21 protein-coding genes and 2 pseudogenes are annotated in these 23776 nt (G+C 63.0%); 19 read left to right on the plus strand and 4 right to left on the minus strand.

Annotation, left to right across the window (positions count from 1 at the left end; all coding sequences use genetic code 11):
- Positions 1-108 precede the first annotated feature (108 nt).
- Positions 109-1269, plus strand: coding sequence for a CaiB/BaiF CoA transferase family protein (locus AYK65_RS23350; protein WP_081161153.1), 1161 nt, complete (start codon positions 109-111; stop codon positions 1267-1269).
- Positions 1266-2405 carry an extracellular solute-binding protein gene (locus AYK65_RS23355; protein ID WP_081161156.1) on the plus strand — a complete coding sequence of 380 codons (1140 nt, stop codon included), beginning with the start codon at positions 1266-1268 and terminating at the stop codon, positions 2403-2405. The genes AYK65_RS23350 and AYK65_RS23355 overlap by 4 nt, the downstream gene beginning before the upstream one ends.
- 32 nt (positions 2406-2437) lie before the next feature.
- Here the strand turns inward: AYK65_RS23355 and AYK65_RS23360 are convergent, their stop codons facing one another.
- The gene (locus tag AYK65_RS23360) at positions 2438-3274 is read right to left on the minus strand and encodes an amidohydrolase family protein (protein ID WP_081161159.1); all 837 of its coding nucleotides are present in this window, start codon (positions 3272-3274) and stop codon (positions 2438-2440) included.
- A 72-nt stretch (positions 3275-3346) separates the two neighbouring features.
- Positions 3347-4132 (minus strand): IclR family transcriptional regulator, encoded by a 786-nt coding sequence (locus AYK65_RS23365; protein WP_026615724.1) that lies wholly within the window; start codon positions 4130-4132, stop codon positions 3347-3349.
- Between the two features lie 147 nt (positions 4133-4279).
- Between AYK65_RS23365 and AYK65_RS23370 the strand changes: the two genes are divergently transcribed.
- The 14 genes from AYK65_RS23370 (at position 4280) to AYK65_RS23435 (ending at position 19755) form a co-directional block, all read left to right on the plus strand.
- On the plus strand, positions 4280-5596 hold the full coding sequence (locus AYK65_RS23370) for an ABC transporter substrate-binding protein (RefSeq protein ID WP_081161161.1): 1317 nt from the start codon (positions 4280-4282) through the stop codon (positions 5594-5596).
- Between the two features lie 120 nt (positions 5597-5716).
- Positions 5717-6622: a carbohydrate ABC transporter permease gene (locus AYK65_RS23375; protein ID WP_081161164.1), complete on the plus strand. Its 906-nt coding sequence runs from the start codon at positions 5717-5719 to the stop codon at positions 6620-6622.
- 1 nt (position 6623) lies between these two features.
- The gene (locus tag AYK65_RS23380; protein WP_081161167.1) at positions 6624-7490 is read left to right on the plus strand and encodes a carbohydrate ABC transporter permease; all 867 of its coding nucleotides are present in this window, start codon (positions 6624-6626) and stop codon (positions 7488-7490) included.
- A 3-nt stretch (positions 7491-7493) separates the two neighbouring features.
- Positions 7494-8591, plus strand: a complete 1098-nt coding sequence (locus AYK65_RS23385) for an ABC transporter ATP-binding protein (RefSeq protein WP_081161169.1) — start codon at positions 7494-7496, stop codon at positions 8589-8591.
- 1 nt (position 8592) lies between these two features.
- Entirely contained in the window at positions 8593-9702 is a 1110-nt protein-coding gene (locus tag AYK65_RS23390; protein WP_081161172.1) for a mandelate racemase/muconate lactonizing enzyme family protein, read from the plus strand.
- Positions 9703-9713: 11 nt separating this feature from the next.
- Entirely contained in the window at positions 9714-10043 is a 330-nt protein-coding gene (locus AYK65_RS23395) for an L-rhamnose mutarotase (protein WP_081161174.1), read from the plus strand.
- Positions 10036-11109: a Gfo/Idh/MocA family protein gene (locus AYK65_RS23400; RefSeq protein ID WP_046117412.1), complete on the plus strand. Its 1074-nt coding sequence runs from the start codon at positions 10036-10038 to the stop codon at positions 11107-11109. The genes AYK65_RS23395 and AYK65_RS23400 overlap by 8 nt, the downstream gene beginning before the upstream one ends.
- Before the next feature lie 19 nt (positions 11110-11128).
- Complete coding sequence (locus tag AYK65_RS23405; protein ID WP_046117411.1) at positions 11129-11581, plus strand: MaoC family dehydratase; 453 nt, start codon at positions 11129-11131, stop codon at positions 11579-11581.
- 23 nt (positions 11582-11604) lie between these two features.
- Positions 11605-12339, plus strand: a complete 735-nt coding sequence (locus AYK65_RS23410; RefSeq protein WP_081161176.1) for an SDR family oxidoreductase — start codon at positions 11605-11607, stop codon at positions 12337-12339.
- A 21-nt stretch (positions 12340-12360) separates the two neighbouring features.
- Positions 12361-13206: a fumarylacetoacetate hydrolase family protein gene (locus tag AYK65_RS23415; RefSeq protein ID WP_026615714.1), complete on the plus strand. Its 846-nt coding sequence runs from the start codon at positions 12361-12363 to the stop codon at positions 13204-13206.
- Positions 13207-13232: 26 nt separating this feature from the next.
- Positions 13233-14510, plus strand: a complete 1278-nt coding sequence (locus AYK65_RS23420) for an L-fuconate dehydratase (protein WP_026615713.1) — start codon at positions 13233-13235, stop codon at positions 14508-14510.
- Between the two features lie 346 nt (positions 14511-14856).
- The gene (locus AYK65_RS23425; RefSeq protein ID WP_051440551.1) at positions 14857-16866 is read left to right on the plus strand and encodes an AI-2E family transporter; all 2010 of its coding nucleotides are present in this window, start codon (positions 14857-14859) and stop codon (positions 16864-16866) included.
- A 231-nt stretch (positions 16867-17097) separates the two neighbouring features.
- On the plus strand, positions 17098-18090 hold the full coding sequence (locus tag AYK65_RS23430) for a YihY/virulence factor BrkB family protein (RefSeq protein WP_026615712.1): 993 nt from the start codon (positions 17098-17100) through the stop codon (positions 18088-18090).
- A gap of 132 nt (positions 18091-18222) precedes the next feature.
- The gene (locus AYK65_RS23435; protein ID WP_210190423.1) at positions 18223-19755 is read left to right on the plus strand and encodes an amidase; all 1533 of its coding nucleotides are present in this window, start codon (positions 18223-18225) and stop codon (positions 19753-19755) included.
- A 27-nt stretch (positions 19756-19782) separates the two neighbouring features.
- Here AYK65_RS23435 and AYK65_RS23440 read toward each other — a convergent pair whose 3' ends face one another.
- Complete coding sequence (locus tag AYK65_RS23440) at positions 19783-20157, minus strand: YbaN family protein (protein WP_026615711.1); 375 nt, start codon at positions 20155-20157, stop codon at positions 19783-19785.
- 52 nt (positions 20158-20209) lie between these two features.
- Positions 20210-20448, minus strand: a pseudogene (locus AYK65_RS23445) (hypothetical protein); the annotation flags it as partial.
- A gap of 4 nt (positions 20449-20452) precedes the next feature.
- On the opposite strand from AYK65_RS23445, the pseudogene AYK65_RS33725 reads away from it, so the two are divergent.
- The 3 genes and pseudogenes from AYK65_RS33725 to AYK65_RS23465 form a co-directional block, all read left to right on the plus strand.
- A pseudogene (locus tag AYK65_RS33725) lies at positions 20453-20548 on the plus strand (type 1 glutamine amidotransferase domain-containing protein); the annotation flags it as partial.
- A gap of 190 nt (positions 20549-20738) precedes the next feature.
- Entirely contained in the window at positions 20739-22508 is a 1770-nt protein-coding gene (locus AYK65_RS23455; protein WP_081161185.1) for a cytochrome c biogenesis protein DipZ, read from the plus strand.
- Between the two features lie 355 nt (positions 22509-22863).
- Positions 22864-23664 carry an SDR family NAD(P)-dependent oxidoreductase gene (locus tag AYK65_RS23465; protein ID WP_081161376.1) on the plus strand — a complete coding sequence of 267 codons (801 nt, stop codon included), beginning with the start codon at positions 22864-22866 and terminating at the stop codon, positions 23662-23664.
- Positions 23665-23776 lie beyond the last annotated feature (112 nt).

Here is a 23776-nt window from a genome sequence, read left to right on the forward strand (position 1 = left end):
GGCCTTCTGAGCGCGTCAAATCACCTTGTCAGGTGAACTCGTATATGAAAGAGTAATTCAAATACGAATGTAAGCGCCGTCCGAGACGGAGGCGGTGGGAGGATATGGATGCAAGAAAAAGCAGGATCGCTGCTCGCCGGACTGACGGTGGTCGACATGAGCCAGTTTCTCTCCGGACCTTATTGCTCGCTGCGACTGCTCGACCTTGGTGCGCGGGTGATCAAGATCGAGCGGCCGGATGGCGGCGATCTCTCGCGCCGGCTCTATCTCAGCGACACGGAGGTGGGGGGCGATTCGACGCTCTTCCATGCGATCAACCGGGGCAAGGAAAGCCTCGCCGTCGACCTGAAGAACGCCGACGACCTCGCGTTCCTGCGCAAGCTCCTCGCCGGGGCCGATGTTTTGATCCAGAACTTCCGCCCGGGGGTCATCGAGCGGCTGGGGCTCGATTACGAGTCCGTCAAGGCGATCAATCCTTCGATCGTCTATGCCTCGATCAGCGGTTACGGCGAAGAAGGTCCTTGGGTGATGCGACCGGGGCAGGATCTGCTCGCTCAGGCGCGCTCCGGCGTCATGTGGTTGAACGGCGATGAGGAGCAGGGGCCTGTGCCCTTCGGCCTGGCGGTGGCCGACATGCTGGCCGGCGCCAATGCCTGCCAAGGCATTCTCGCCGCTCTCGTGCGCCGTGGGATTTCGGGCAAAGGCGCCCATATTCAGACGAGTCTGCTGGAAAGCCTGGTCGACCTGCAATTCGAGGTGCTGACGACGCATCTGAATGACGGCCGCCGCAAGCCGCAACGCTCGGGCTTCCGCAGTGCCCATGCCTATCTTTCCGCGCCTTACGGCGTCTATCCGGCCAAGGACGGCTATCTGGCAATTGCGATGACGCCGATCGGTAGGCTCCAGGATCTCCTCGGGATCGAGGCGCTCGCCCCCTATCGCGACGACGGCAAGGCCTGGTTCGCGCACCGGGACGAGATAAAGCGCATCATTGCCGACCGGATCACCACCGAAGGCGTCGACCACTGGCTCGCGATACTGGAGGCGGCGGATGTCTGGTGCTCGAAGGTCCTGGACTGGCCCGAACTCTTGTCGAGCGAGGGCTTCCACATCCTCGACATGCTGCAGACCGTTACGCGGGAGGACGACGTCTCGATCGGCACGACGCGCTGCCCCGTCCGCATCGACGGCCTGCGTCCGAAGACTGAGCGCGCGGCGCCGGTCGTCGGCGAGCATACGGTGCGTATCCGCGCGGAGTTCGACCGATGAGCACGATCCGGCTGAAGGGCATGACCTGGAGCCATCCGCGCGGCTACGACCCGATGGTCGCCTGTTCGGCGATCTGGCGGGAAAGGACCGGCGTCGCCGTCGACTGGGACCGGCGTTCGCTGCAGGATTTCGAAAGCTTCCCGGTCGAGGAGCTTGCGCGCGGCTACGACCTCATCGTCATCGATCATCCGCATGTCGGTCAGATTACCGCGGAGAACTGCCTGGCGCCGCTCGACCTGCCCGCCCGGGAAGCCGAACTCGCCGCACTTGCCTCGGCAAGCGTCGGCGCATCCTTCCGAAGCTACAATTGGCAGGGGCGCCAATGGGCGCTTCCGATCGATGCGGCGACGCAGGTGCTCGCCTGGCGTCCCGACAGGCTCGACGGCCCGCCGACGAGATGGAGCGACGTGCTGGAGATCGCCAGAAGCGGCGAGGTGCTCATTCCGTTGCGCCCGCCGCACTCGCTGATGAGCTTCTTCACCCTTTGCGGCAATCTCGGGCGGCCCTGTTCGGTCGAGCGGGATCGCCCCTTTGCCGATCCGGAGGTGGGGCGCCAAGCACTCGAGGCGATCCGCGAACTCGCGGCGCTCGTCGACCCTGCCTGTCTTGCTATGGACCCCATCACCGTCCTCGACCGTATGGCCGATGAGGGGTCGCCGATCAGCCTGTCGCCGCTGATCTATGGTTATGTCAGCTATTCGCTCGAAGGCTTCGGCAAGAACCGCGTCGCATTTGCGGATATGCCCACGATCGGTCACGATCAGCCGGTCGGATCGGCGCTCGGCGGGACGGGCATTGCCGTCTCAGCCTTCTCGGCGCAACGAGAAGCGGCCTGCGATTTCGCTTATTTTGTGGCGAGTAATGCCGTGCAGTCGGACAGCTATTGGCGCTCGGGTGGGCAGCCGGGACACGCGGCCGGCTGGGAGGACGATGGCGCGAACGCCGCGACCCTCGATTTCTACCGCAATACGCGGCGAACGCTCGAAGGCGCTTGGCTAAGGCCGCGGCACAACGGGTATATGCGCTTCCAGGAGGCGGCGTCGTACATCATCAATGACGTCGTGACGAGGACCGTCCCGGTTGCAGCCGCCATCGAGACGCTGAACGAAAAGTTCGTTGCGAGCTTCGCCGACTGAGAAGGCCCGCTTGGCCAAGGAAATCGCTTCGCTCAGGCAAGCTTCCAGAGGCGGCGGGCATTGCCGGCAAGTACCCGCGTCGTGTCGTCGGGGCTGACGCCAGAGAGCAGCGCCTGTGTGGCTCCGACCCAGGTCGAGAGCCCGCCGCCGAGCGTGCAAACCGGCCAGTCGCTGCCCCAGACCATGCGGGAGAAGCCGAAACTTTCGACGACGTGAGCGAAATAGGGTTTCATATCCTCGAGCGTCCAGTTTTCCGCGCCGTAGGCCGGGAGCCCGGAGAGCTTCACGGTCACGTTCGGCCGGCGCGCTATTTCGGCCACAGGGCCTTTCCAAGCGTCGTAGCCGCCGCTTTTGACGTCCGGCACGCCGCAGTGGTCGAGCACGAAGGAGACGTCGGGGGCGAGATCGGCAAGCGCGATCGCCTTTTCGATCTGGTGCGGCAGCACGCAGAGATCGAAGTTCAGTCCGGTGCCGCCGAGGCGGCGGATGTTCTCACGGAAGAGCGGTCCTTCGGAAAGCTCGTCCGGCTCCACATGCAGAACGCGGCGGAAGCCGAGCACGAAAGGATTGGCCCTGACGCGGTCCAGATAGGCGGGAAAGTCGGGCGATTCCGGCCGGCAGGCGGCGATGGCGCCGACCAGCAAGCTTCCCGGCGCCTTCCCCAATTCCTCGACCATCACGGTTTCGGCTTCGATGTCGGCCTCGGCCACATCGACTTCCATGTGCAACGCCGCCGAGATGCCGAGCCGGCGAGCTTCCCGCGCATAGGTTTCGTATGTGAAATCCGCGTTCAGCGGGGGCACGTCGGCGAGCCACGGATAAGAAAGCCGCTGCCGGTAGATGAGATGCAGGTGGGTGTCGATGATCATATCGGGTTCTCCTCCACGATGGCTGGACACTGGCACATGAAAATGGACTATTCAAATACGAATCAGACGCCGTCACGTCTCGCTCTTGAAGCCCGCCCCAGCCATCTCGGACAATGTTCGCGTCGTGTCGACAATGAGCTGGATGGTCGAGGAAATATCCGGAGCCGGCGTATTGATGAGGGTGATGTAGGGCACCGTCAGGGCGGCGATCGCCTTTCCGTCCGCCCCGAGAACCGGCGCGGAAAGATTGATGACCCCTGCGGTCTGGGCGCTGGGCATCATCTCGTAGCCGCGCGAGCGGATGAGGTCGAGGCGCGCCAGGAATTCAGGCGTCACCCTCCCGTCGTCGCCAGAGCTGCCGAGATTCTCGGCGATCATCCGCTCGCGCTCCTCCGGCGAACGGAAGGCCAGCAGCACATGGCCCGAACCGGTGTCGAAAAGGCCGATGCGCGAACCAACCCGGATGGAAATTCCCCAGTAGCCGGGCGCTTCCTGTTGGGCGATGACCACCGGGTTGCCGCGGTCGAACACCACGAGCTGGTTGGCCTGCCGGGAGATCTCGGCGAGTTCGCGCATCAGCGGTACGGCGAAGGAGACGAGGCGCCTCACCGGCGCGTGCAACTGGGCGAGCCCGAAGAGCTTCAGCGTCAGGGAAAAGCGGTCGCCGTCGATTTTCGTCACGTAACCGCGTTTCACCAGCCGGTCGAGCATCCGATAGAATTCGTTCGGACTGCGTTCGAGGCGCTTGGCAATTTCCGCCTGAGTTAGCCCCCCGTCGACCCCTGCGAGGAGTTCTAGGATGTCGAGGCCCTTGTCGAGCGCCGGCGCGCGGTAGCGGTCATTTTCCTCGTCCGTCAAGGGCTCTCTCCCCAATGAATAACCATCTTCATATACGCAAGCAGAACGCCAGACAAGGGTTCGAGCTTGACGGCCAGGGTATTATCGGTTTGTATATGAATGAAGCTCTTATTGGTGAGGGCTGGCGAGAGCCAACGGGAGGAGAAGATGTCGAGATTACTGGCCGGTGTCGCAGCCGGCGCGATTTTATGCGCATGGGCGGGCCATGCCGCTGCGGCGGAATTGCCGGGCAAGTTCGAAGGCGTCACCGTCGACGCCAAGCTGATCGGTGGGCAGCAGTATGAGGCGCTCTACGCGCGCATCGCCGAATGGGAAAGGGCGACCGGCGCTAAGGTGAACGTTCTTTCCAAGAAGAACCACTTTGAGCTCGACAAGGAGATCAAGTCGGACATTGCCACGGGCAACATCACCTGGTGCGTAGGCTCGAACCACTCGTCCTTCGCCCCGCAATATCCGGATGTTTATACGGACCTCTCGGCGCTGATCCCGAAGGAGGAGATCGAAGGCTTCGTGCCGACGAACATCGAGGCCTCGACGCTCGGCGGCAAGCTGGTGATGCTGCCTCGCGCCCAGTTCGACGTCTCGGCACTTTACTATCAGAAAAGCCTCTACGCCGACGAAGCCAAGAAGCAGGCGTTCAAGGAAAAATATGGTTACGAGCTTGCGCCGCCGGACACCTGGCAGCAGGTCGCAGACCAGGCCGCGTTCTTCTCCAACCCGCCGGACTTCTACGGAACGCAATTTGCCGGCAAGGAAGAGGCGATCAACGGCCGCTTCTATGAGATGCTGGTCGCGGAGGGCGGCGAATATCTCGACGCGGACGGCAAGCCCGCCTTCAACTCGGAAGCCGGCGTGCGCGCGCTCGACTGGTTCGTCAACCTCTATAAAGCCAAAGCCGTTCCGGCCGGCACCACGAATTATCTCTGGGACGACCTCGGCCAGGGCTTTGCCTCCGGCACCATCGCGGTCAATCTCGACTGGCCCGGCTGGGCGAGCTTCTTCAACGACCCCAAGTCGTCGAAGATCGCCGGCAATGTCGGCGTGAAGGTGCAGCCGGCGGGCTCCTCCGGCAAGCACACCGGCTGGTCGGGTCATCACGGCTTCTCGGTCACCGAGAGCTGCGCCAACAAGGAGGCCGCGGCCTCGCTCATCTGGTTCCTGACGAACGAGGACAGCCAGAAGCTGGAAGCGTCCGCCGGGCCGCTGCCGACCCGGACCGCGGTCTGGGAATGGGCAATCAATGAGGCCCAGAACGACGCCTACAAAAAGGAAGTGCTATCCGCCTTCCAGCAGGCCGCGCAGCACGCCTTCCCGGTTCCGCAGACCCCGTCATGGATCGAGATTTCGAACGCCGTCTATCCTGAATTGCAGGCGGCGATCCTCGGCGACAAGACCTCGAAGCAGGCGCTCGACGACGCTGCCGCCAAGGCGACCCAGATCCTCGAGGATGCTGGCGAGCTTTGATCATTGGCGAGGCGCCGGATGACCCCGGCGCCTTCCCGTACCCTCTGACCGATGAGAACCAAGATGCCATCTGATCTGGCCGGGGCGACTGCTGGCATGGAATACCGGAGAAGCGGATTCATGGGCGCTTTGAAGCGGTTGAGGCCATCGACGCCGTTTCTGCTTCTGCTGCCGGCGATCGTCGTGCTGGCGGCGGTCGTCGTCGTGCCACTGCTCCTGTCGTTCTATTCGAGCTTCACGCCGTTCCGGCTGACGCAGCCGGCCTCGCTTTTCAATTTCGTCGGTTTCCGCAATTACGGGCGCATTCTGACCGACGTCGAATTCTGGACCGCCTTCGGCCGCACCGTGCTGCTTCTGACCGTCGCGCTCAATGCCGAGATGCTGCTCGGGCTCGGGCTCGCCATGCTGGTCGAAAAGGCGACTGCCGGTCAGCGCCTGCTGCGCACGATCATGATGTTTCCGATGATGTTCTCGCCGATCCTCGTCGGCTTCCAGTTCAAGTTCATGTTCAACGACAATATCGGCCTCATCAACAACGCCCTGCAGTCGCTGGGGCTGACGGATCAGGCGATCCCGTGGCTGATCGACGGAACGCTCGCCTTCTGGGCGATTGTCGTCGCTGAGGTATGGTCGTCCACCTCGATCTTCGCGATCCTGATCCTTGCAGGGCTGCTCGCCATGCCGAAGGAGCCGATCGAGGCGGCGCGCGTCGATGGCTGCACGCCTTGGCAGACCTTTCGCTACGTGACCTGGCCCTTCGTCATGCCCTTCGCCTATATCGCCATGACGATCCGCTCGCTCGACGTCGCCCGCGCCTATGACATCGTCAAGATCATGACCGATGGCGGACCCGCCAAGCGGACCGAGCTGCTCTGGACGCTGATCTCGCGCACGGCCTATGCCGACGCCCGCATGGGGCTTGCCAACGCCATGGCCTATTTCGCCATCTTCCTGTCCATCCTCTTTACCGTCTATTTCTTCCGCAAGCTTGCGGCGGCTCGGACGCAGATCGGCGCGGAGTGGTGAGATGAACGAGAACGCCAAGGCCCGTCTTGCGGGCAACCTCCTGTCGCTCGCACACAAGCTCGGCCTCTTCATCGCCATGGCGATCATCTGCCTGCCGGGACTCTGGATCGTGCTCGCCTCTTTCCGTCCGACGGTCGAGATCATGGCGAAGCCGCCGGTCTGGATCCCCCAGGACCTGTCGCTCGACGCCTATGTCGCGATGTTCTCCGGCGTCGGGCAGGGCGGCATCCCCGTTATCGACTACTTCAGCAATTCGCTGATCGTCTCCATCACCTCGACGGTGATTTCGCTCGCAATCGGCATGGCCGGCGGCTACGCCTTCGCGCGCTTCCGCTTTAGGGCAAAGTCGTCGATCTTCCTCGGGCTGATGCTGACCCGGACGGTGCCCGGCATTGCGCTGTCGTTGCCGCTGTTCTTCGTCTATTCGAAGCTCGGGATCATCGACACCCACTTCGGCCTGATCCTCGCCTATGTGGCGCTCAACGTTCCCTTCACAATCTGGCTGATTGACGGCTTCTTCCGGCAGGTCCCGAAGGACCTGGCCGAAGCTGCGCAGATCGACGGCTGTACGCGCTGGCAGGCCTTCTGGCAGGTCGAGTTTCCGCTTGCCGGTCCCGGCATCGCGTCCGCCGGCATCTTCGCCTTCCTCACGTCGTGGAACGAGTTCGCGCTCGCCTCGCAGCTCACCCGTTCCATCAACTCCAAGACCCTGCCGGTCGGCCTTCTCGACTACACCGCCGAGTTCACCATCGACTGGCGCGGCATGTGCGCACTCGCCGTGGTGATGATCATTCCGGCTCTGGTCCTGACCTTCATCGTGCAGAAGCATCTGGTCTCCGGCCTCACCTCCGGCGCAGTCAAAGGATAGCCCATGGCAACCGTGTCCCTCCAGAAACTGGTGAAGCGCTACGGCGCGCTCGAAATCGTCCATGGCATTGACCTAGAGGTTGCCGATCGCGAATTCATCGCGCTCGTCGGGCCCTCCGGCTGCGGCAAGTCGACGACGCTCAGAATGATCGCCGGCCTCGAACCGATCTCCGGCGGCAATCTCAAGATCGGCGGCCGCATCGTCAACGACCTGCCGCCGCGCGCGCGCAACATCTCGATGGTGTTCCAGTCCTATGCGCTCTACCCGCATATGACGGTGCGCGAGAACATGGGCTTCTCGCTGAAGATCGCCGGGATGAAGTCCGAGGAGATCGCCCCGCGTGTCGAGGAGGCGGCGCGCACGCTCGACCTCACTCATCTTCTCGACCGCCGTCCTTCGCAGCTTTCCGGCGGTCAGCGCCAGCGCGTTGCCATGGGGCGCGCCATCGTGCGCAATCCGGACGTCTTCCTGTTCGACGAGCCGCTCTCCAATCTCGATGCGAAGCTGCGCACCCAGTTGCGCACCGAAATCAAGAAGCTGCATGCCAAGGTGCAGTCGACGGTGATCTACGTCACCCACGACCAGGTGGAGGCGATGACGCTCGCCGACCGGATCGTGATCATGCGCGACGGCCATATCGAGCAGGTTGGAACGCCCGAGGAAGTCTTCCAGCGCCCTGCCTCGAAGTTCGTGGCCGGCTTCATCGGTTCACCGCCGATGAACCTCAAGGACGCCGAGATCGCTGACGGGCGGGTGGTCTTCGTCAACGGCGACAGCTTGCCTTTGCCGCGGCGCTTCGCCGATCGCGTGACTGCCGGCCGCAAAGTGACCTTCGGCCTCAGGCCAGATGATCTCTACCCGGCCGGCCACGGCATCCATTCGGGTCAGGAAGCCGACGTGCACAAGGCGGACCTCCGCGTCTCGATCACCGAGCCGCTCGGCAACGAGACGCTGGTCTTTTCCGAACACGGCGGCGCCGAGTGGGTCGGGCGCATGCTCAATCCGCGCCGGTTACGTGCCGGCGAAACGCTACCCTTCTGTTTCGACCTCTCGCAGGCGCATCTCTTCGACCGCGAGACAGGCAGGACGTTGCGGGGCTGACATGGCGAGGATAGAACGCATTGAACTGAGGATGATCGACCTTCGCCCGAAGGTGCTTCGGACCGACGCGATCCAGAGCTTCGTCAGCCAGGAAACGCCGCTCGTGACGATCACCGACAGCGACGGCGCGAGCGGCACCGGCTACAGCTACACGATCGGCACCGGCGGATCGTCGGTGATGCGGCTCCTCGCCGATCACCTGGCGCCGCGCCTGATCGGCCGCGATGCTGACCAGATCGAAGCGATCTGGCATGAACTCGAGTTCGCCACGCATGCGACGACGATCGGCGCGATCACCTCGATCGCCCTTGCCGCCATCGACACCGCGCTCTGGGATCTGCGCGCGAGAAAGCAGAGCCTGCCGCTCTGGAAGCTCGCCGGCGGGGCCAAGGACCGCTGCCCGCTCTACACCACCGAGGGCGGTTGGCTGCACATATCGGTAGAGGCCCTCGTCGAGGACGCGCTCGAAGCGCAGTCGAAGGGCTTCTCCGGCTCCAAGGTCAAGATCGGCAAGCGCCACGGCTCGGAGGACCTTGCCCGGCTCTCGGCCGTGCGCAAGGCTGTCGGCGATGGCTATGAGATCATGACGGATGCCAATCAGGGCTTTACGGTAGACGAGGCGATCCGCCGCGCCGAGCGGTTGAAAGAGCTCGACCTCGCCTGGATCGAGGAGCCGCTGCCCGCCGACGACATCGACGGACACGTGCGGCTCAACCGCTCGACGGCGACGCCCGTCGCCATTGGCGAGTCGCTCTATTCGATCCGGCATTTCCGGGAGTATATGCAAAAAGGGGCCTGCTCGATCGTGCAGGTCGATGTCGGCCGCATCGGCGGCATCACCCCCTGGCTCAAGGTCGCTCACGCCGCTGAGGCATTCGACATGCCGGTCTGCCCGCATTTCCTGATGGAACTGCATGTCAGCCTGACCTGCGCCGTGCCGAACGGCAAATATGTCGAATATATCCCGCAGCTCGACGACATTACGACGTCGCGCCTTGCCGTCGAGGACGGCATGGCATTGGCGCCGATGACGCCCGGCCTCGGCATCGAGTGGGACTGGGACGCGATCACGAGCCGCGTTCTCGCCGAGTTCAGCCGGGACATTCGATAGGGGAGGCGAACATGCAACGCATCGGCATGGTGATCGGCGTGAGGCCGGAGAAGATCGCGGAATACAAGCGCCTGCACGCGGCGGTCTGGCCGGAGGTGCTCTCGATGATTTCCGCCTGCAATATCAGGAACTACTCGATCTTCCTGAAGGAGCCGGAAAACCTGCTCTTCTCGTTCTTCGAATATCACGGCAACGACTATGCCGCCGACATGGCGAAGATGGCTGCCGATCCGAAGACGCAGGAATGGTGGTCCGTCTGCATGCCCTGTCAGGCGCCGCTCGACACACGCAAGAAGGGCGAGTGGTGGGCGACGATGGAAGAGGTGTTCTTCCATGCCTGAAGCATTCGACCCCGGGACATTGGCGCAATCCTGGCCCTTGCCGGCGAGCCCCCGGCCGATCGTGACCTTCGGTGCCGGGTCCATCGTAGGCGACGCGCATTATCCGGCCTACAGGAAGGGCGGCTTCCCGATCGCCGGGCTCTATGATCCGGATCAGGAAAAGGCGAGGGCGCTTGCGGAAAAATGGGGCGTCACGGCCTATGCGACAATAGAGGAGGCGGCATCCGTCAAGGATGCGATCTTCGATCTCGCGACGCCGCCCGTCGCTCATGCCCGGGTGCTTGCCGCTCTTCCCGACGGTGCTGCGGTGCTCATCCAGAAGCCGATGGGAAGCGATCTCGCCGCCGCGACGGAAATCCTGGAGCTCTGCCGGAAAAAGAAACTCAAAGCCGCCGTGAATTTCCAGCTCCGCTTCGCGCCAATGATGCTGGCGCTGAAGGATGCGATCGCCAGGGGCATGCTCGGCGAAGTGGTCGATTTCGAAGTTCATCTCGCACTCGATACGCCCTGGCAGCTCTGGTCCTTCCTCGAAGGCCTGCCGCGCATCGAGATCACGATGCATTCGATCCACTATCTCGATCTGATCCGGCAGGTGCTCGGCGATCCGAAGGGTGTTCACGCCAGATCGATCGGCCATCCGAACCATAAGATGGCGCAGACCCGCACTACCGCCATTCTCGATTATGGCGATCGCGTGCGCTGCGCGATCTCGATCAATCACGACCATAAGTTCAGCCGCCGCCACCAGGCCTGCGAGTTCCGGGTCTCAGGCACGGAAGGTGCCGCCTATGTGCAGCTCGGCGTCAATCTCGACTACCCGCATGGAGAACCGGACATCCTCGAGATTTATCCGAAGGGCGGCAGCGATTGGGTGAGCGTCCCGCTAGAAGGCACATGGTTCCCGGACGCCTTCGTCGGGCGGATGGCAAACCTGCAGCGCTACGTGGCGGGCGAGGACAGCGAGCTCGTCTCCTCCGTGGAGGATGCGTGGATGACCATGGCGCTGGTGGAAGCGCTGTACCAATCGAGCGCCGCCCCGGCGACGCCGCTTGCAAAAATGCCGTGACGGGGCAAAGGATTCGCCGATGGAGCAGATCAGATATTTCGAGGACTATGTGGTGGGCGAAGAGCGCGTGACGACCGGCCGCACCATCACGGAGACCGATTTCATCGTCCATGCCGGCCACACGGGCGATTTCTTCCCGCATCACATGGATGCCGAGTTCGCTAAGACGACGCCCTTCGGAGAGCGAATCGCCCACGGCACGATGGTGTTTTCTATCGGGGTCGGTCTTACCGCCAGCGTCATCAACCCGGCTGCCTTTTCCTATGGCTATGATAGGTTGCGGTTCATAAGACCCGTCTTCATCGGCGATACGATCCGCACACGCGTCACCATTCATTCGAAGGAAAACGACCCAAAGCGTGAGGGCGTCGGTCGTGTCGTCGAGCGCACCGAGGTCATCAATCAGAAAGGTGAGGTCGTGCTTGCCGCCGATCACATCCATATCGTCGAGCGCAGGCCGAAGGCTGCCTGAGTATTGATTAGGAAAGGAGTTCCATGTCTCTGCCTCTAGACAGCAAGCGGGTGCTGGTCACTGCCGCCGGCCAGGGCATCGGCCGGGCAAGCGCACTCGCCTTCGCCCGCGCCGGCGCCGAAGTGCTCGCGACCGATATCAATCCCGATACGCTGAAGACCCTGGACGGCGAAGCGGGCATCAAGACCCGTGTCCTCGATGTCTTGAAGGACGACGCGGTCGCCGCCACGGTCGCCGAGACCGGGCCTTTCGACGTGCTCTTCAACTGCGCCGGTTTCGTCCATGCCGGCTCCGTCCTCGAAATGTCCGACAAGGATCTCGACTTCGCCTTCGATCTCAATGTGCGCGCGATGATCCGCACGATACGGGCGGTGTTGCCGGGAATGATCGAACGGGGAGGCGGCGCCATCATCAACATGGCGTCGGTCGCCTCGAGCATCAAAGGCGTGCCGAACCGCTGCGCCTATGGGGTTACCAAGGCGGCCGTGATCGGCCTCACCAAATCCGTTGCCGCCGATTATGTCGGCAAGGGCATACGCTGCAACGCCATTTGCCCCGGCACGGTCGAGAGCCCCTCGCTGCAGGAGCGCATGAAGGCGCAAGGCGACTACGAGACGGCCCGTGCGGCCTTCATCGCCCGCCAGCCGATGGGGCGGCTCGGCACACCCGAGGAGATTGCAGAACTCGCCTTGCACCTCGCCACCGCCAGCTATACGACCGGCCAGGCCTATGCCATCGACGGCGGCTGGACCATCTAAAACACTGGAAGGATTTGATTCATGAAGCTGATGCGCGTCGGCCCGCTTGGCCAGGAAAAGCCGGCCGTCCTCGACAAGGACGGCAAGATCCGGGACCTCTCCGCCCACGTCGCCGATATAGGCGGCGCGGCGATTTCTCCCGACGGTCTCGCCAGGATAGCGGATATCGACATTGCCGGCCTGCCGGTCGTGCCGGCAGACACGCGTATCGGCGCCTGTGTCGCCGGGACGGGCAAGTTCATCTGCATCGGCCTCAACTATTCCGACCATGCGGCCGAGTCCGGCCTGGCTGTGCCGCCGGAGCCGGTGATCTTCATGAAGGCGACCTCCGCCATCTGCGGACCCAATGACGACGTGCTCATTCCGCGCGGCTCGGAGAAGACGGATTGGGAAGTGGAACTCGGCGTCGTGATCGGCAAGACGGCGAAATACGTCACCGAAGCGGAAGCGCTCGACTATGTCGCCGGATATTGTGTCGCGCACGATGTCTCCGAGCGCGCCTTCCAGACCGAGCGCTCAGGCCAATGGACCAAGGGCAAGTCCTGCGACACGTTCGGCCCGATCGGTCCCTGGCTCGTCACCAAGGATGAAATTTCGGACCCGCAGAACCTGGGCATGTGGCTGAAGGTGAACGGCGAGACGATGCAGAACGGCTCGTCGAAGACGATGGTCTTCGGCGTTGCCTATCTCGTTTCCTATCTCAGCCAGTTCATGTCGCTCCACCCCGGTGACATAATCTCGACCGGAACGCCGCCCGGTGTGGGGCTCGGCATGAAACCGCCGCGCTATCTGAAGCCCGGCGACATCGTCGAGCTCGGCATCGAGACGCTGGGCACACAGAAGCAGACCTTCCGCGCCGACGCCTGAACAATAGTGAAGAAGAACCAAGACCCATGACCAAGATCACCAGCTTGCGTTCCATCGACCTGCGCTTTCCCACATCGGCGAGCCTCGACGGTTCGGACGCCATGAATCCCGATCCCGATTATTCGGCTGCCTATGTCGTCCTCGGCACCGACAAGGCGGGCCTCGATGGACACGGGCTGACCTTCACGATCGGTCGCGGCAACGACATCTGCTGCGCGGCGATCGAGGCGATGAAGCATCTGGTCGTGGGTCTGGATCTCGATTGGGTGAGGGAAAATCCGGGCCGCTTCTGGCGGCATGTCACTGGCGACAGTCAGTTGCGCTGGATCGGCCCGGACAAGGGCGCCATGCATCTTGCCACCGGTGCAGTCGTCAACGCCGTATGGGATCTGCTCGCCAAGGAAGCCGGCAAGCCGGTCTGGCGGCTCGTCGCGGAGATGAGCCCGGAGGAGATCCTGTCGATCGTCGATTTCCGCTACCTGACCGATGCCATCACGCCCGAGGAGGCGCTCGCCATCTTGAAACGCGCCGAGGCTGGCAAGGCGGAGCGCATAGCCATCCTCGAGAAGGAGGGCTATGCCTGCTACACGACCTCGGCCGGCTGGCTCGGCTATGACGACGCGAAGCTCCGCCGCCTCTGCAAGGAAGCGGTGGATGAGGGTTTCAAGCACATCAAGATGAAGGTCGGCCGCGACCTCGAGGATGACAAGCGGCGTCTGAGGATCGCGCGCGAGGTGATCGGCGACGATCGCTTCCTGATGATCGACGCCAACCAGGTCTGGGAAGTGGGCCAGGCAATCGACTGGGTGAAGGAACTCTCCGTCTACGAGCCCTTCTTCATCGAGGAGCCGACGAGTCCCGACGACGTGGCGGGCCACAGGGCGATCCGCGAGGCGATTGCCCCCGTCAAGGTGGCGACCGGTGAGATGTGCCAGAACCGCATCATCTTCAAGCAGATGATCGCCGGCGGAGCGATCGATATCGTGCAGATCGACAGTTGCCGCATGGGCGGACTGAACGAGGTGCTTGCCGTCCTCCTCATGGCCGCGAAATACCGACTGCCGGTCTGGCCGCATGCCGGCGGCGTCGGGCTATGCGAATATGTCCAGCACCTGTCGATGATCGACTATCTCGCCGTTTCGGGCACCAAGGAGGGCAGGGTCATTGAATATGTCGACCATCTGCACGAACACTTCCTCGACCCGTGCCGCATCGAGAACGCCGCCTATATGCCGCCGTCGATGCCGGGCTTCTCGATCGAGATGAAGCCGGAATCGATCGTGGCCCATACGTTCGCGGCTTAGCGCTTCTGCTTCGAGGCTCGACAAGCATCGCGGGGGAGGGTGCAATGTGCATTCTCCGGGCTCCTACGCAACGCGTGGTCACGCGCTCGCGCTGCAGTCTCTAGATCACGATGATGTCGGGTCGGATCGACCTGACATCAGGATCGTGATCGACTCTAGTTGGCGCGGGATGCCGGCGGAAAACCGCACACACTTTTCCTCATCCCGCGCTAGGCTCCTTCAAGCGCTGCCCTACTTGCTTATCAGGACTCTTCCGAAATCGGCTCACGCCGATCACTGCTGGCGGAGGAGGCTTGACGGGCAACGTCGCGAGCCAGGACCGAGACGTTTGCGGCGTGGGGCTACGATGCTGAGGTTTGCGCGGAAAGCTAACGACAATCGGGCCGAATCCACCAGCGGGTTGCCGCAAATCTCGCTCGCGCCGGCGGCGAGAGCGCAGCCTTCGAGGCTTCCGACGCTCGCAGCAACGGCCCTCACGGTCGCTGTTCTCTATTTGGCCCACGAAGTCTTCCTGCCGCTCGCTCTTGCCATTCTGCTCACTTTCGCGCTCGCGCCGGTGGTTTCGAGACTGCGCAGGGCGGGCTGTCCCCGCTCGGTTGCCGTCATCGGCACCGTAACGATGGCCTTTCTGTTCCTCTCCGCCTTCAGCGTCATTGTCGCCATGCAGATCAGCGAGGTGGCGCAAAACCTGCCGACCTACCAGTACAACATCGTCGAGAAGGTCAGGACCTTGAAGGAGGCGGGTTCGGAAAACCAGGTGCTCGAGCGCATCAGCCGCGTCATGGAGAGGATCAGTGCGGAAATCAGCCGCCCCGAGCCCGAAGCGCGCGTCTCACCGGAACCGGAACCGGAGCGGCGACCCGTTCTCGTCGAGATATTTTCTCCCGAGCGACCGATCGAAACCTTGAAGAACATCGTCAATCCGCTGCTCGGTCCTTTGGCGACGACAGGTCTCGTCATCGTAGTTGTCATCTTCATGCTTTTCGAAAGGGAGGAGTTGCGCGACCGCTTCATCCGGCTGGTTGGTTACGGTGACATGCACCGCACCACCGAAGCCCTGCAGGATGCGGGCGTTCGCGTCGGCCGATATCTGCTCATGCAGCTCGTGGTGAATGTCACCTACGGTGTTCCGCTTGCGATCGGCCTCTGGCTGCTCGGAATACCCTATGCGACCCTTTGGGGGATGCTCGCCATCGTACTCCGCTTCGTCCCCTATATCGGTCCGGTCATCGCAGCCGCTCTGCCGCTGTTCCTCGCCTTTGCGGTGGCTCCGGGTTGGAGCCTTCTGGTTTGGACGGGGGCCTTGTTCATAGTCCTCGAGCTTCTCAGCAACAATGTCGTCGAGCCTTTGCTCTACGGCTCGCGCACCGGCCTGTCGCCGCTTGCGATCATCGTCTCGGCGATTTTCTGGACCTGGCTATGGGGACCGGCCGGTTTGGTGATGTCGACGCCGCTCACCGTTTGCCTCGTCGTTCTCGGCCGTCATGTGCCGCAGTTCGAGTTCCTGGAGATCCTGTTGGGCAATGAGCCGGTTCTTGACCCGAAGGAGCGCCTTTACCAGCGTCTGCTCGCCGGTGATCCGGAAGAGGCGACGGACATTGCGGAGGAGATGCTCGAGGAGAAATACCTCGTCGAGTTCTATGACACGGTTGCCGTCCCCGCCCTGCTCCTTGCAGAAAGGGACCGCGCAAGGGGCGCTCTGACCGATACCCAGGCGGTCCAGCTTGCGGAGAGCGCGGGCACGCTCGTCGCCAATCTCGAGGAAATCGCCGGCGAGGAGGAAGGGGAAGACGAGGATCCGGCCGCCGAAGCCGCGGATCAAGACGAGGCCGATGGATATGATCTGCCGCTTGGAGAGGGGAGATCCGTCCTTTGCATTGGTGGGCGATCCGAGCTCGACGATGTGACCGCAACCATGCTGTCCCAGATCATCTGGATCCAGGGCGCGGAGGTCGCGTTCGCCGGTCACGAGGCACTCAAGCCGGGCAACATCAGAAGTCTGGCGGTCGAAGGACGCAATGCAATAGTCGTAGCCTTTCTCGATAGAGACTCCATGCGACACGCCAAGTTCATCGTGCGTCGGCTCAAGCGTGTCGCTCCTCAGGCGCGGATCGGTATCGCGCTTTGGCAGGAAAGCCGTCAGCCGGAAACCGAGGCGGGCGCTCGCCTCGCGGACGAGCTGCAGGCGGATTTCCTAGTGTCTGCGATGGTCGAGGCGGTTCGGGAGGCCCTCTCGGACGAGGCTCCCCGGCCATTGAAACTCGGGCATCCGAAGATCGGCCGCCGTACTCCCGCGCGCAGAAGCAGGCGCAACGAGAAGGGGGGCAAAACGCCGGCAGGCGAGACCGCCGGCTAGAGCATTTTGCAGTCACGTGGCATCACCTGACGTAGCACAAATGCAGGAAGGGATGGAGCGGCGGCGCGAAGGGATGGAGCGTATCCCGCTCTAGCCGTCCGGTTGGCCGAGCTGTTTGCGCAGCACTTATCGAGCGGTGCCGGAACAAGTGGAATTTCGCGGCGTTGGTTATGCGCCCGCGCTGAAGGCGGGCGCTTGCTCAAGGGACAGAGACGTCCCCGGACGCAGAACATGAGCGCGAACGAGGCCGATCCTGCGGAAAGGCTGAAGGCCGCAGAGCCGGAAAGAGGGCGAGATGCCACCACGCCGGGGGAGATACCGGCGAAGGGCATGCGGGATGTTTTCTGGCGAATAATCGCCGAAATCTCCGAGGAGCGGGTGCCGCTCATTGCGGCAGGAGTGAGCTTTTATCTTCTCCTGGCGCTGTTTCCCGCGCTGGCTGCGCTGGTCTCCGTCTACGGAATTGTCGCGGACCCCTCCGAGATCGGGACGCATATGGGGACCGTGGGCGCGCTGCTGCCGCCCGAATCCTACAAGCTGATCATGGATCAATTGACTGCGCTGACAACTCAGAAGGCTTCCGCGCTCAGTATCGGCTTCTTCGTGAGTTTGCTGGTCTCGCTGTGGAGCGCGGCCAACGGCATTGCCGCGCTCTTCGACGCGATGAACGTTGCTTACGGAGAAAGGGAGAAGAGGGGTATCGTGTCGAGAACGTTGCTGTGCCTTGCCTTCACTTTCGCAGCGCTGCTGTTTTCGGTGGCGCTGATCGTGGCGGTCGGCGTTGTTCCGGCTGTGCTTGCCTATCTGTGGCTGGATCGTTGGGTCGAGATCGTGACCAGGGTGGCGAGGTGGCCGGCCATTCTGTTCCTTGCGGTCATTGGCACCGTGCTCATCTATCGGTTTGGACCGAGCCGGGAGCGCGCGAAACTGCGGTGGCTGAACTGGGGCGCCGTCTTCAGCGCATTGCTGTGGATCGCAGCTTCGTGGCTGTTCTCCTTCTACCTCGAGCATTTTGCCAACTATAACGCCACCTACGGCGCGCTCGGTGCGGTCGTCGGTCTCATGATGTGGGTGTGGATCTCGGTGATGATCCTCATCATAGGTGCGCTTCTCAACGCCGAACTCGAACACCAGACGGCCGTCGATTCCACGACCGGAAAACCATTGCCGATGGGTGAGCGGGGTGCCCACGTGGCTGACACGGTCGGCAAGGCGGTGGAATAAAAGATGGGTTCGACAAGGCGCCTACGCAGTTGTTCCCTCGCGCGGAGAAAGACCATAGCGCGATCGTCCCGTTGATTGCATTATTGCCCCTCGCTCCGGAGAAGACTGTCTCCTGGGCTCGGAGGGTTGCCGTTGATCACTGAGTACGACGATCTTGACGGTCTGGGGCTGGCAGAGCTGGTACGGGCGCGTTTGGCGTCACCGCTGGAGCTCGTCGAAACGGCCATTTCGAGAATCGTGGAGCGGAACCCGGCGCTGAATGCGGTCATCTTGACCATGTTCGATGACGCGAGACAGGCGGCGCTTGAAGCCGATGTCCGCGCTCCATTTGCAGGCGTTCCCTTTCTCTTGAAAGACTTGCTCGCTACGGTGGCCGGCGTTCCGACCTCGAGCGGCAATCGTCTTTTGGCGAAGCGGCCAGCGGCGGGGGATTCCGAGCTCGTCAGGCGGTGGAAAAAGGCCGGACTGATCATCCTGGGGAAGACCAACACTCCCGAGTTCGGGCTGACGCCCTATACCGAACCCGAAAGCTTCGGACCGACGCGAAACCCTTGGGATATCGCCCGGACGCCCGGCGGTTCCAGCGGCGGTTCGGCCGCGGCGGTCGCAGCGCGCATGGTGCCGATTGCCTCGGCGGGCGATGGCGGCGGCTCCATCCGCATTCCTGCCTCCGCTTGCGGGCTCTTCGGCATGAAGCCGACACGCGGCCGCACCCCCGCCGGACCGTTTACCGGAGAGCCCTGGGCGGGCTTCGCCGTAGAGCATGTTCTTACCCGCTCCGTCCGCGATTCTGCCGCTTTGCTGGACCTCACCCAGGGCGCGGATGTCGGCGCGCCCCATTATCTGCCGTCCTTTTCAGGGTCCTTTCTCGAAGCGGTCGGACGGCCGCCGGAGAAACTGCGAATAGCGGTATCGGCGGCCCCTATGCTCGGCGGAAAAGTCGAAGTCGAGGTCCTTTCGGCCTTTTCCGATGCTGCAAGGCTATTAGAGGAACTTGGGCACGAACTGGTCGAGGCAGCACCGCCGATCGAGGCCGAGGCGTTCTCGCTGTCATTCCTGACGGTGCTGGCTGCGGAAATGCGGGTCGATATCGAGGAAGCGGCCAGGACTGCGGGGGTCCCGATCCGCGTCGAAGATTTCGACGCTTCGACATTCGGCATGGGGCTGCTCGGACAGGCATCATCGGCAGGCGAACTCGCGGCCGCGCTGCGCAATCTGAAGCTCGCGGCCAGAGGCGTATCGGCATTCTTTGCGAGCTATGACGTGCTGATGACGCCGGTGCTCTCCCGTGTCCCTCCCCCGATAGGAGCGTTTCAGCCGACCGCAAGCGAAAAGCGGCTCATCCGCGTGATCGGACGCGTGAGGGCCGGGTGGCTTTTGAAAAAGCTGGGCATCGCCAGACGCCTCGCCGCGGAGACGTTCGGCTTCATCCCTTGGACTCCCGTCTTCAACGTGACCGGTCAACCCGCCATGTCGGTGCCGCTGTTCTGGTCGGCGGGCGGCCTGCCGATCGGAATGCATTTCGTCGGGCGTTTTGCTGGCGAGGCGACCCTGTTTCGATTGGCTGGACAGCTTGAAAAGGCAAACCCTTGGGTCCATCGCAAGCCGCCGGCTTGTGCTGCTCCGATAACGCCTGACGCCGGCACCCTGGCGGGGCTGTCTTGATGCTCGTTCGGCCTTCGCAAGGTCGCCCTATTTGGGCGGTTCAGGCCGAGAGACGATGAAGGCGCCGGTGGCGAGCATGATCGCCGCCACCGCGGTTGCCATTGACGCCGACGGCGCCAGCCGGAGCCAAAAGAGCGCGAAACCAAGACCCATGAGTGATATCGCCCATCGCTTGGCGCGCCGGGATATCGCACCATGCTGGCGCCAGTCCCGCAGCGGACGTCCGAATAGCGGGTGGTCGATCAGCCATCGTTCGAGGCGCGGCGAGCAGCGGGAAAACAGCCATGCGGCGAGAAGCAGAAAGGGTGTCGTCGGCAGCAGCGGCAGAAAAATGCCGGCGATTCCGAGACCGACCATCGTCCAGGCGAGACCGAGAAGAACGAGGCGCATGGAAAGGTTCACTTACCCTCTCCTCGGGATAAAGAGGAACCCGGGAGATTTCGGCCCAAGGCAATTACGAAATAGCATGCGCCTGTAAACAGATCCACCGAGCCGGGGGAGGCATTACCTCGGCCAAGTCGCCAGCCTTTTCATAGCGGCCGCCGAGACGCTTCAACTCGTCCTCGACGAGGAACGGCACGACGTCGGTCAATTGCACCGCGTCCTCCTCGGAATTGGTGAAGCCGGGACACGCTTTCCCTTGGCGATGGGCTTTCCCCGATAGGTTACTTCGCGCAGGACGGCCGGGCCATGACTGGCCGATTTCAGCGTCGTCGACGGCCGGCTGATCACGGGCCAGAACCCGTCCTCGTCCACTTCTGCCGCGAGGGAACTACTCAAGCTTCTGCAGTAGCTCTCTCCGGCGCCGCCGGTTCGTCGCGCAACTCCACGACAACGCCGGGAGGCCCCGCGGGCCTCCTGCACTTTGATACAGATCCCTTTGGGAGAGGACACAAGGGAGATACCTCTCTCTGGTCCCATGCCGCGCACATCAAGCGCGACCAACGGAGCAAAACGCGTTGGTCCACTGCAGAGGGACGACGATGATCCTTTTCACTATTGCCTACATCGCGGGTGCCCTGACCATTGTCAGCCCCTGCATCCTTCCTGTCCTGCCTTTCGTCTTTTCTCGGGCCGGCCAGCCATTCACGACAAGCGTCCTTCCGATGCTTCTCGGCATGGTCGTGACATTCGCGGCCGTCGCAACGCTCGCCGCCTTGGGCGGAGACTGGGCCGTGCGGGCGAATGAGTTCGGCCGCCATGCGGCGATCGCACTGCTCGCCGTCTTCGGCGTTGCTCTGCTTTCGACTCGGGTCGCGGCCATGGTCACCCGTCCGGCAGTCGCGCTTGGCATCCGGCTCTCGCAAAGGGCGGCCGGGCAGAAGGCGAGTGTCGGAGCATCTCTGCTTCTCGGCGCTGCGACCGGGCTTCTTTGGGCACCCTGCGCGGGTCCGATTCTGGGGCTGGTCCTGACCGGCGCCGCGCTCCACGGTGCCAATGTCGGAACGACGCTCCTGCTCACGGCCTACGCCGCGGGCGCGGCAACCTCGCTGGCGATTGCGGTACTCGCCGGGGGAAGGGCGTTCGCGGCGATGAAGCGATCGCTCGGGGTTGGCGAGCGTCTGCGGCAGGGCCTCGGTGTCGCCGTCCTTGCGGGCGTCGCTGCGATTGCGCTCGGCCTCGACACAGGGTTTCTCGCGAGACTGTCCTTTGCGGGCACAACGACCATCGAGCAGTCGCTTCTGGACCGCCTAAGCCGCAATTCCGCCGGAACGGCCGGCGCCGCGACGATTTACCGCGTGACGCCCGCCGCCAATGATGCGCCGCGAGCGTACAAGAGCAGCCTGCCGGTGGAGGGCACCTTCCCGCCGCTCGACGGCGCCGTGGAGTGGCTCAATTCCGCGCCGCTGTCGGTGGAGCAGCTACGCGGCAAGGTCGTGCTCGTCGATTTCTGGACCTACTCCTGTATCAATTGCATCCGAACGATCCCCTATGTTCGCGCCTGGGCGGAAAAGTACCGGGATCAGGGCCTGGTCGTGATCGGCGTCCATGCGCCCGAATTCGCTTTCGAGAAGCGGATCGACAACGTGAAGCGGGCGGTACAGGATTTTGAAATCGGCTATCCGGTCGCGATCGACAACGACTTCGCGATCTGGCGCGCTTTCGGCAACAGTTACTGGCCGGCCCATTATCTCATCGATGTAGAAGGACGGATCAGGCACCATCACTTCGGTGAGGGTGATTACGAGACATCCGAGCGCGTCATTCAGGAACTGCTGGCGGAAGGGGCAGGCAGCCGCAGGGGTGACGGCGGTGTTGTTAAGCCCAACGCGAAGGGCGCCGAAGCCGCTCCTGATTTCGCCAATCTCCAGTCCGGCGAGGATTATGTCGGCTACATGCGTGCCGGAAACTTCGCGTCGCCCGAGGGTGTCGCCGCCGATGAAGCGCGCGACTATACCGTCGGAAGGCCGCGGCTCAACCAATGGGGTCTCGCCGGCAACTGGACAATCGGAGCCGAGCAGGCAACGCTCAATCAGGCTGGCGGAGCAGTCACCTACCGGTTCAGCGCGCGCGACCTGCACCTGGTTCTTGGACCGGGAGCAAAAGGCGGCAAGGTGCGCTTCCAAGTTACGGTTGACGGAGTCGCTCCGGGTCCGGATCACGGTTCGGACATCGACGCCGGCGGCAACGGAACGGTGACTGAGACGCGCCTCTATCAGTTTGTGCGCCAGTCAGGAGAGGTGCGGGAGCGGACGTTCGAGATACGCTTCCTTGATCCAGGCGTCGAAGCCTTTGTTTTCACATTCGGATGAGCGGGCGCGCGAACAATACGCCGTCTGACACGGTCCGGGATCGCAGCCGGATTGCCGGCAGAAAAAAGGAGAGTTCGATGCGCATCTTCATGACGTTCGTTGCAATGGTCGCGCTCGCCGCTGCGCCCTGCGCCTGTGACAGGGATCCACGGGAGCCACCCGCAATTGCGGCACTCTTCGCCGAGCCGATGGCTCCGGCTGATGCGTACTCCGCTCAGGTTGCGCCGGCGTTGGACACACCAGCCCCGCTGCCCTGAATGACCGGAATGTCCTAAAATGACGGATATGCGACATTTGAGACATAGCGGTTTCACTCTAGTATGGAGGCTCCAAATCCAACGGAATGGAGCCTCTCATGACCCAACACTCGAAAGGTACCGCGCTGATTACCGGCGCTTCCTCCGGCATTGGTGCGATCTATGCCGATCGCCTGGCGCGCAGGGGATATGATCTGATCCTCGTCGCCCGCAACCAGGCCCGCCTCAATGAACTGGCCAAGCGCCTTACCGACGATACCGGCCGCGCCATCGAAGTCGTTGCGGCGGATCTCGGCGACAAAGCCGATCTCCGCCGCATCGAGAAGGTGCTTCAGACTGACGCCAGCATCACCATGCTGGTCAACAATGCCGGTGTCGGCGCGACCGCTCCGCTGCTCGCATCCGACGTCGACAAGATGGAAGAGATGATCACGCTGAACGTCAACGCGCTGACGCGGCTTACCTACGCAGCGGTCCCCGGCTTCGTTTCGCGCGGGAGCGGCGCGATCATCAACATCGCTTCGATCGTCGGTATCGCGCCGGAAGTGCTGAACGGGGTCTACGGCGGCAGCAAGGCCTTCGTGCTCGCCTTCACCCTGTCGCTGCAGAAGGAGCTCGCCGACAGGAACATCCGCATCCAAGCCGTTCTCCCGGGTGCGACGGCGACCGACTTCTGGGGCACTGCCGGTACGCCCCTGGAGCATGTGCCGAGTGAGATCGTCATGCCCGCCGAGGACATGGTGGACGCCGCACTCGCCGGCTTCGATTTCGGTGAACAGATCACCATTCCCTCGCTCCCGGACGCAGCCGATTGGCAGGCTTACGAAGCGGCGCGACAGAAGCTCATCCCGCACCTCTCCCTGAGCGCACCCGCCGCGAGATATCGGGTCGCACAGTAATGCTGCTCTCGAAGAGCAGTCAGGCGGCACGCGCCCTCGGGCGCGTCCCGCCTGAGCATCATCGGGATTTATGTCATGGCGCAAATATCCTATACCCAGCAATTCCGGACAG

Source organism: Ensifer aridi (assembly GCF_002078505.1).
GTDB lineage: Bacteria > Pseudomonadota > Alphaproteobacteria > Rhizobiales > Rhizobiaceae > Sinorhizobium > Sinorhizobium aridi.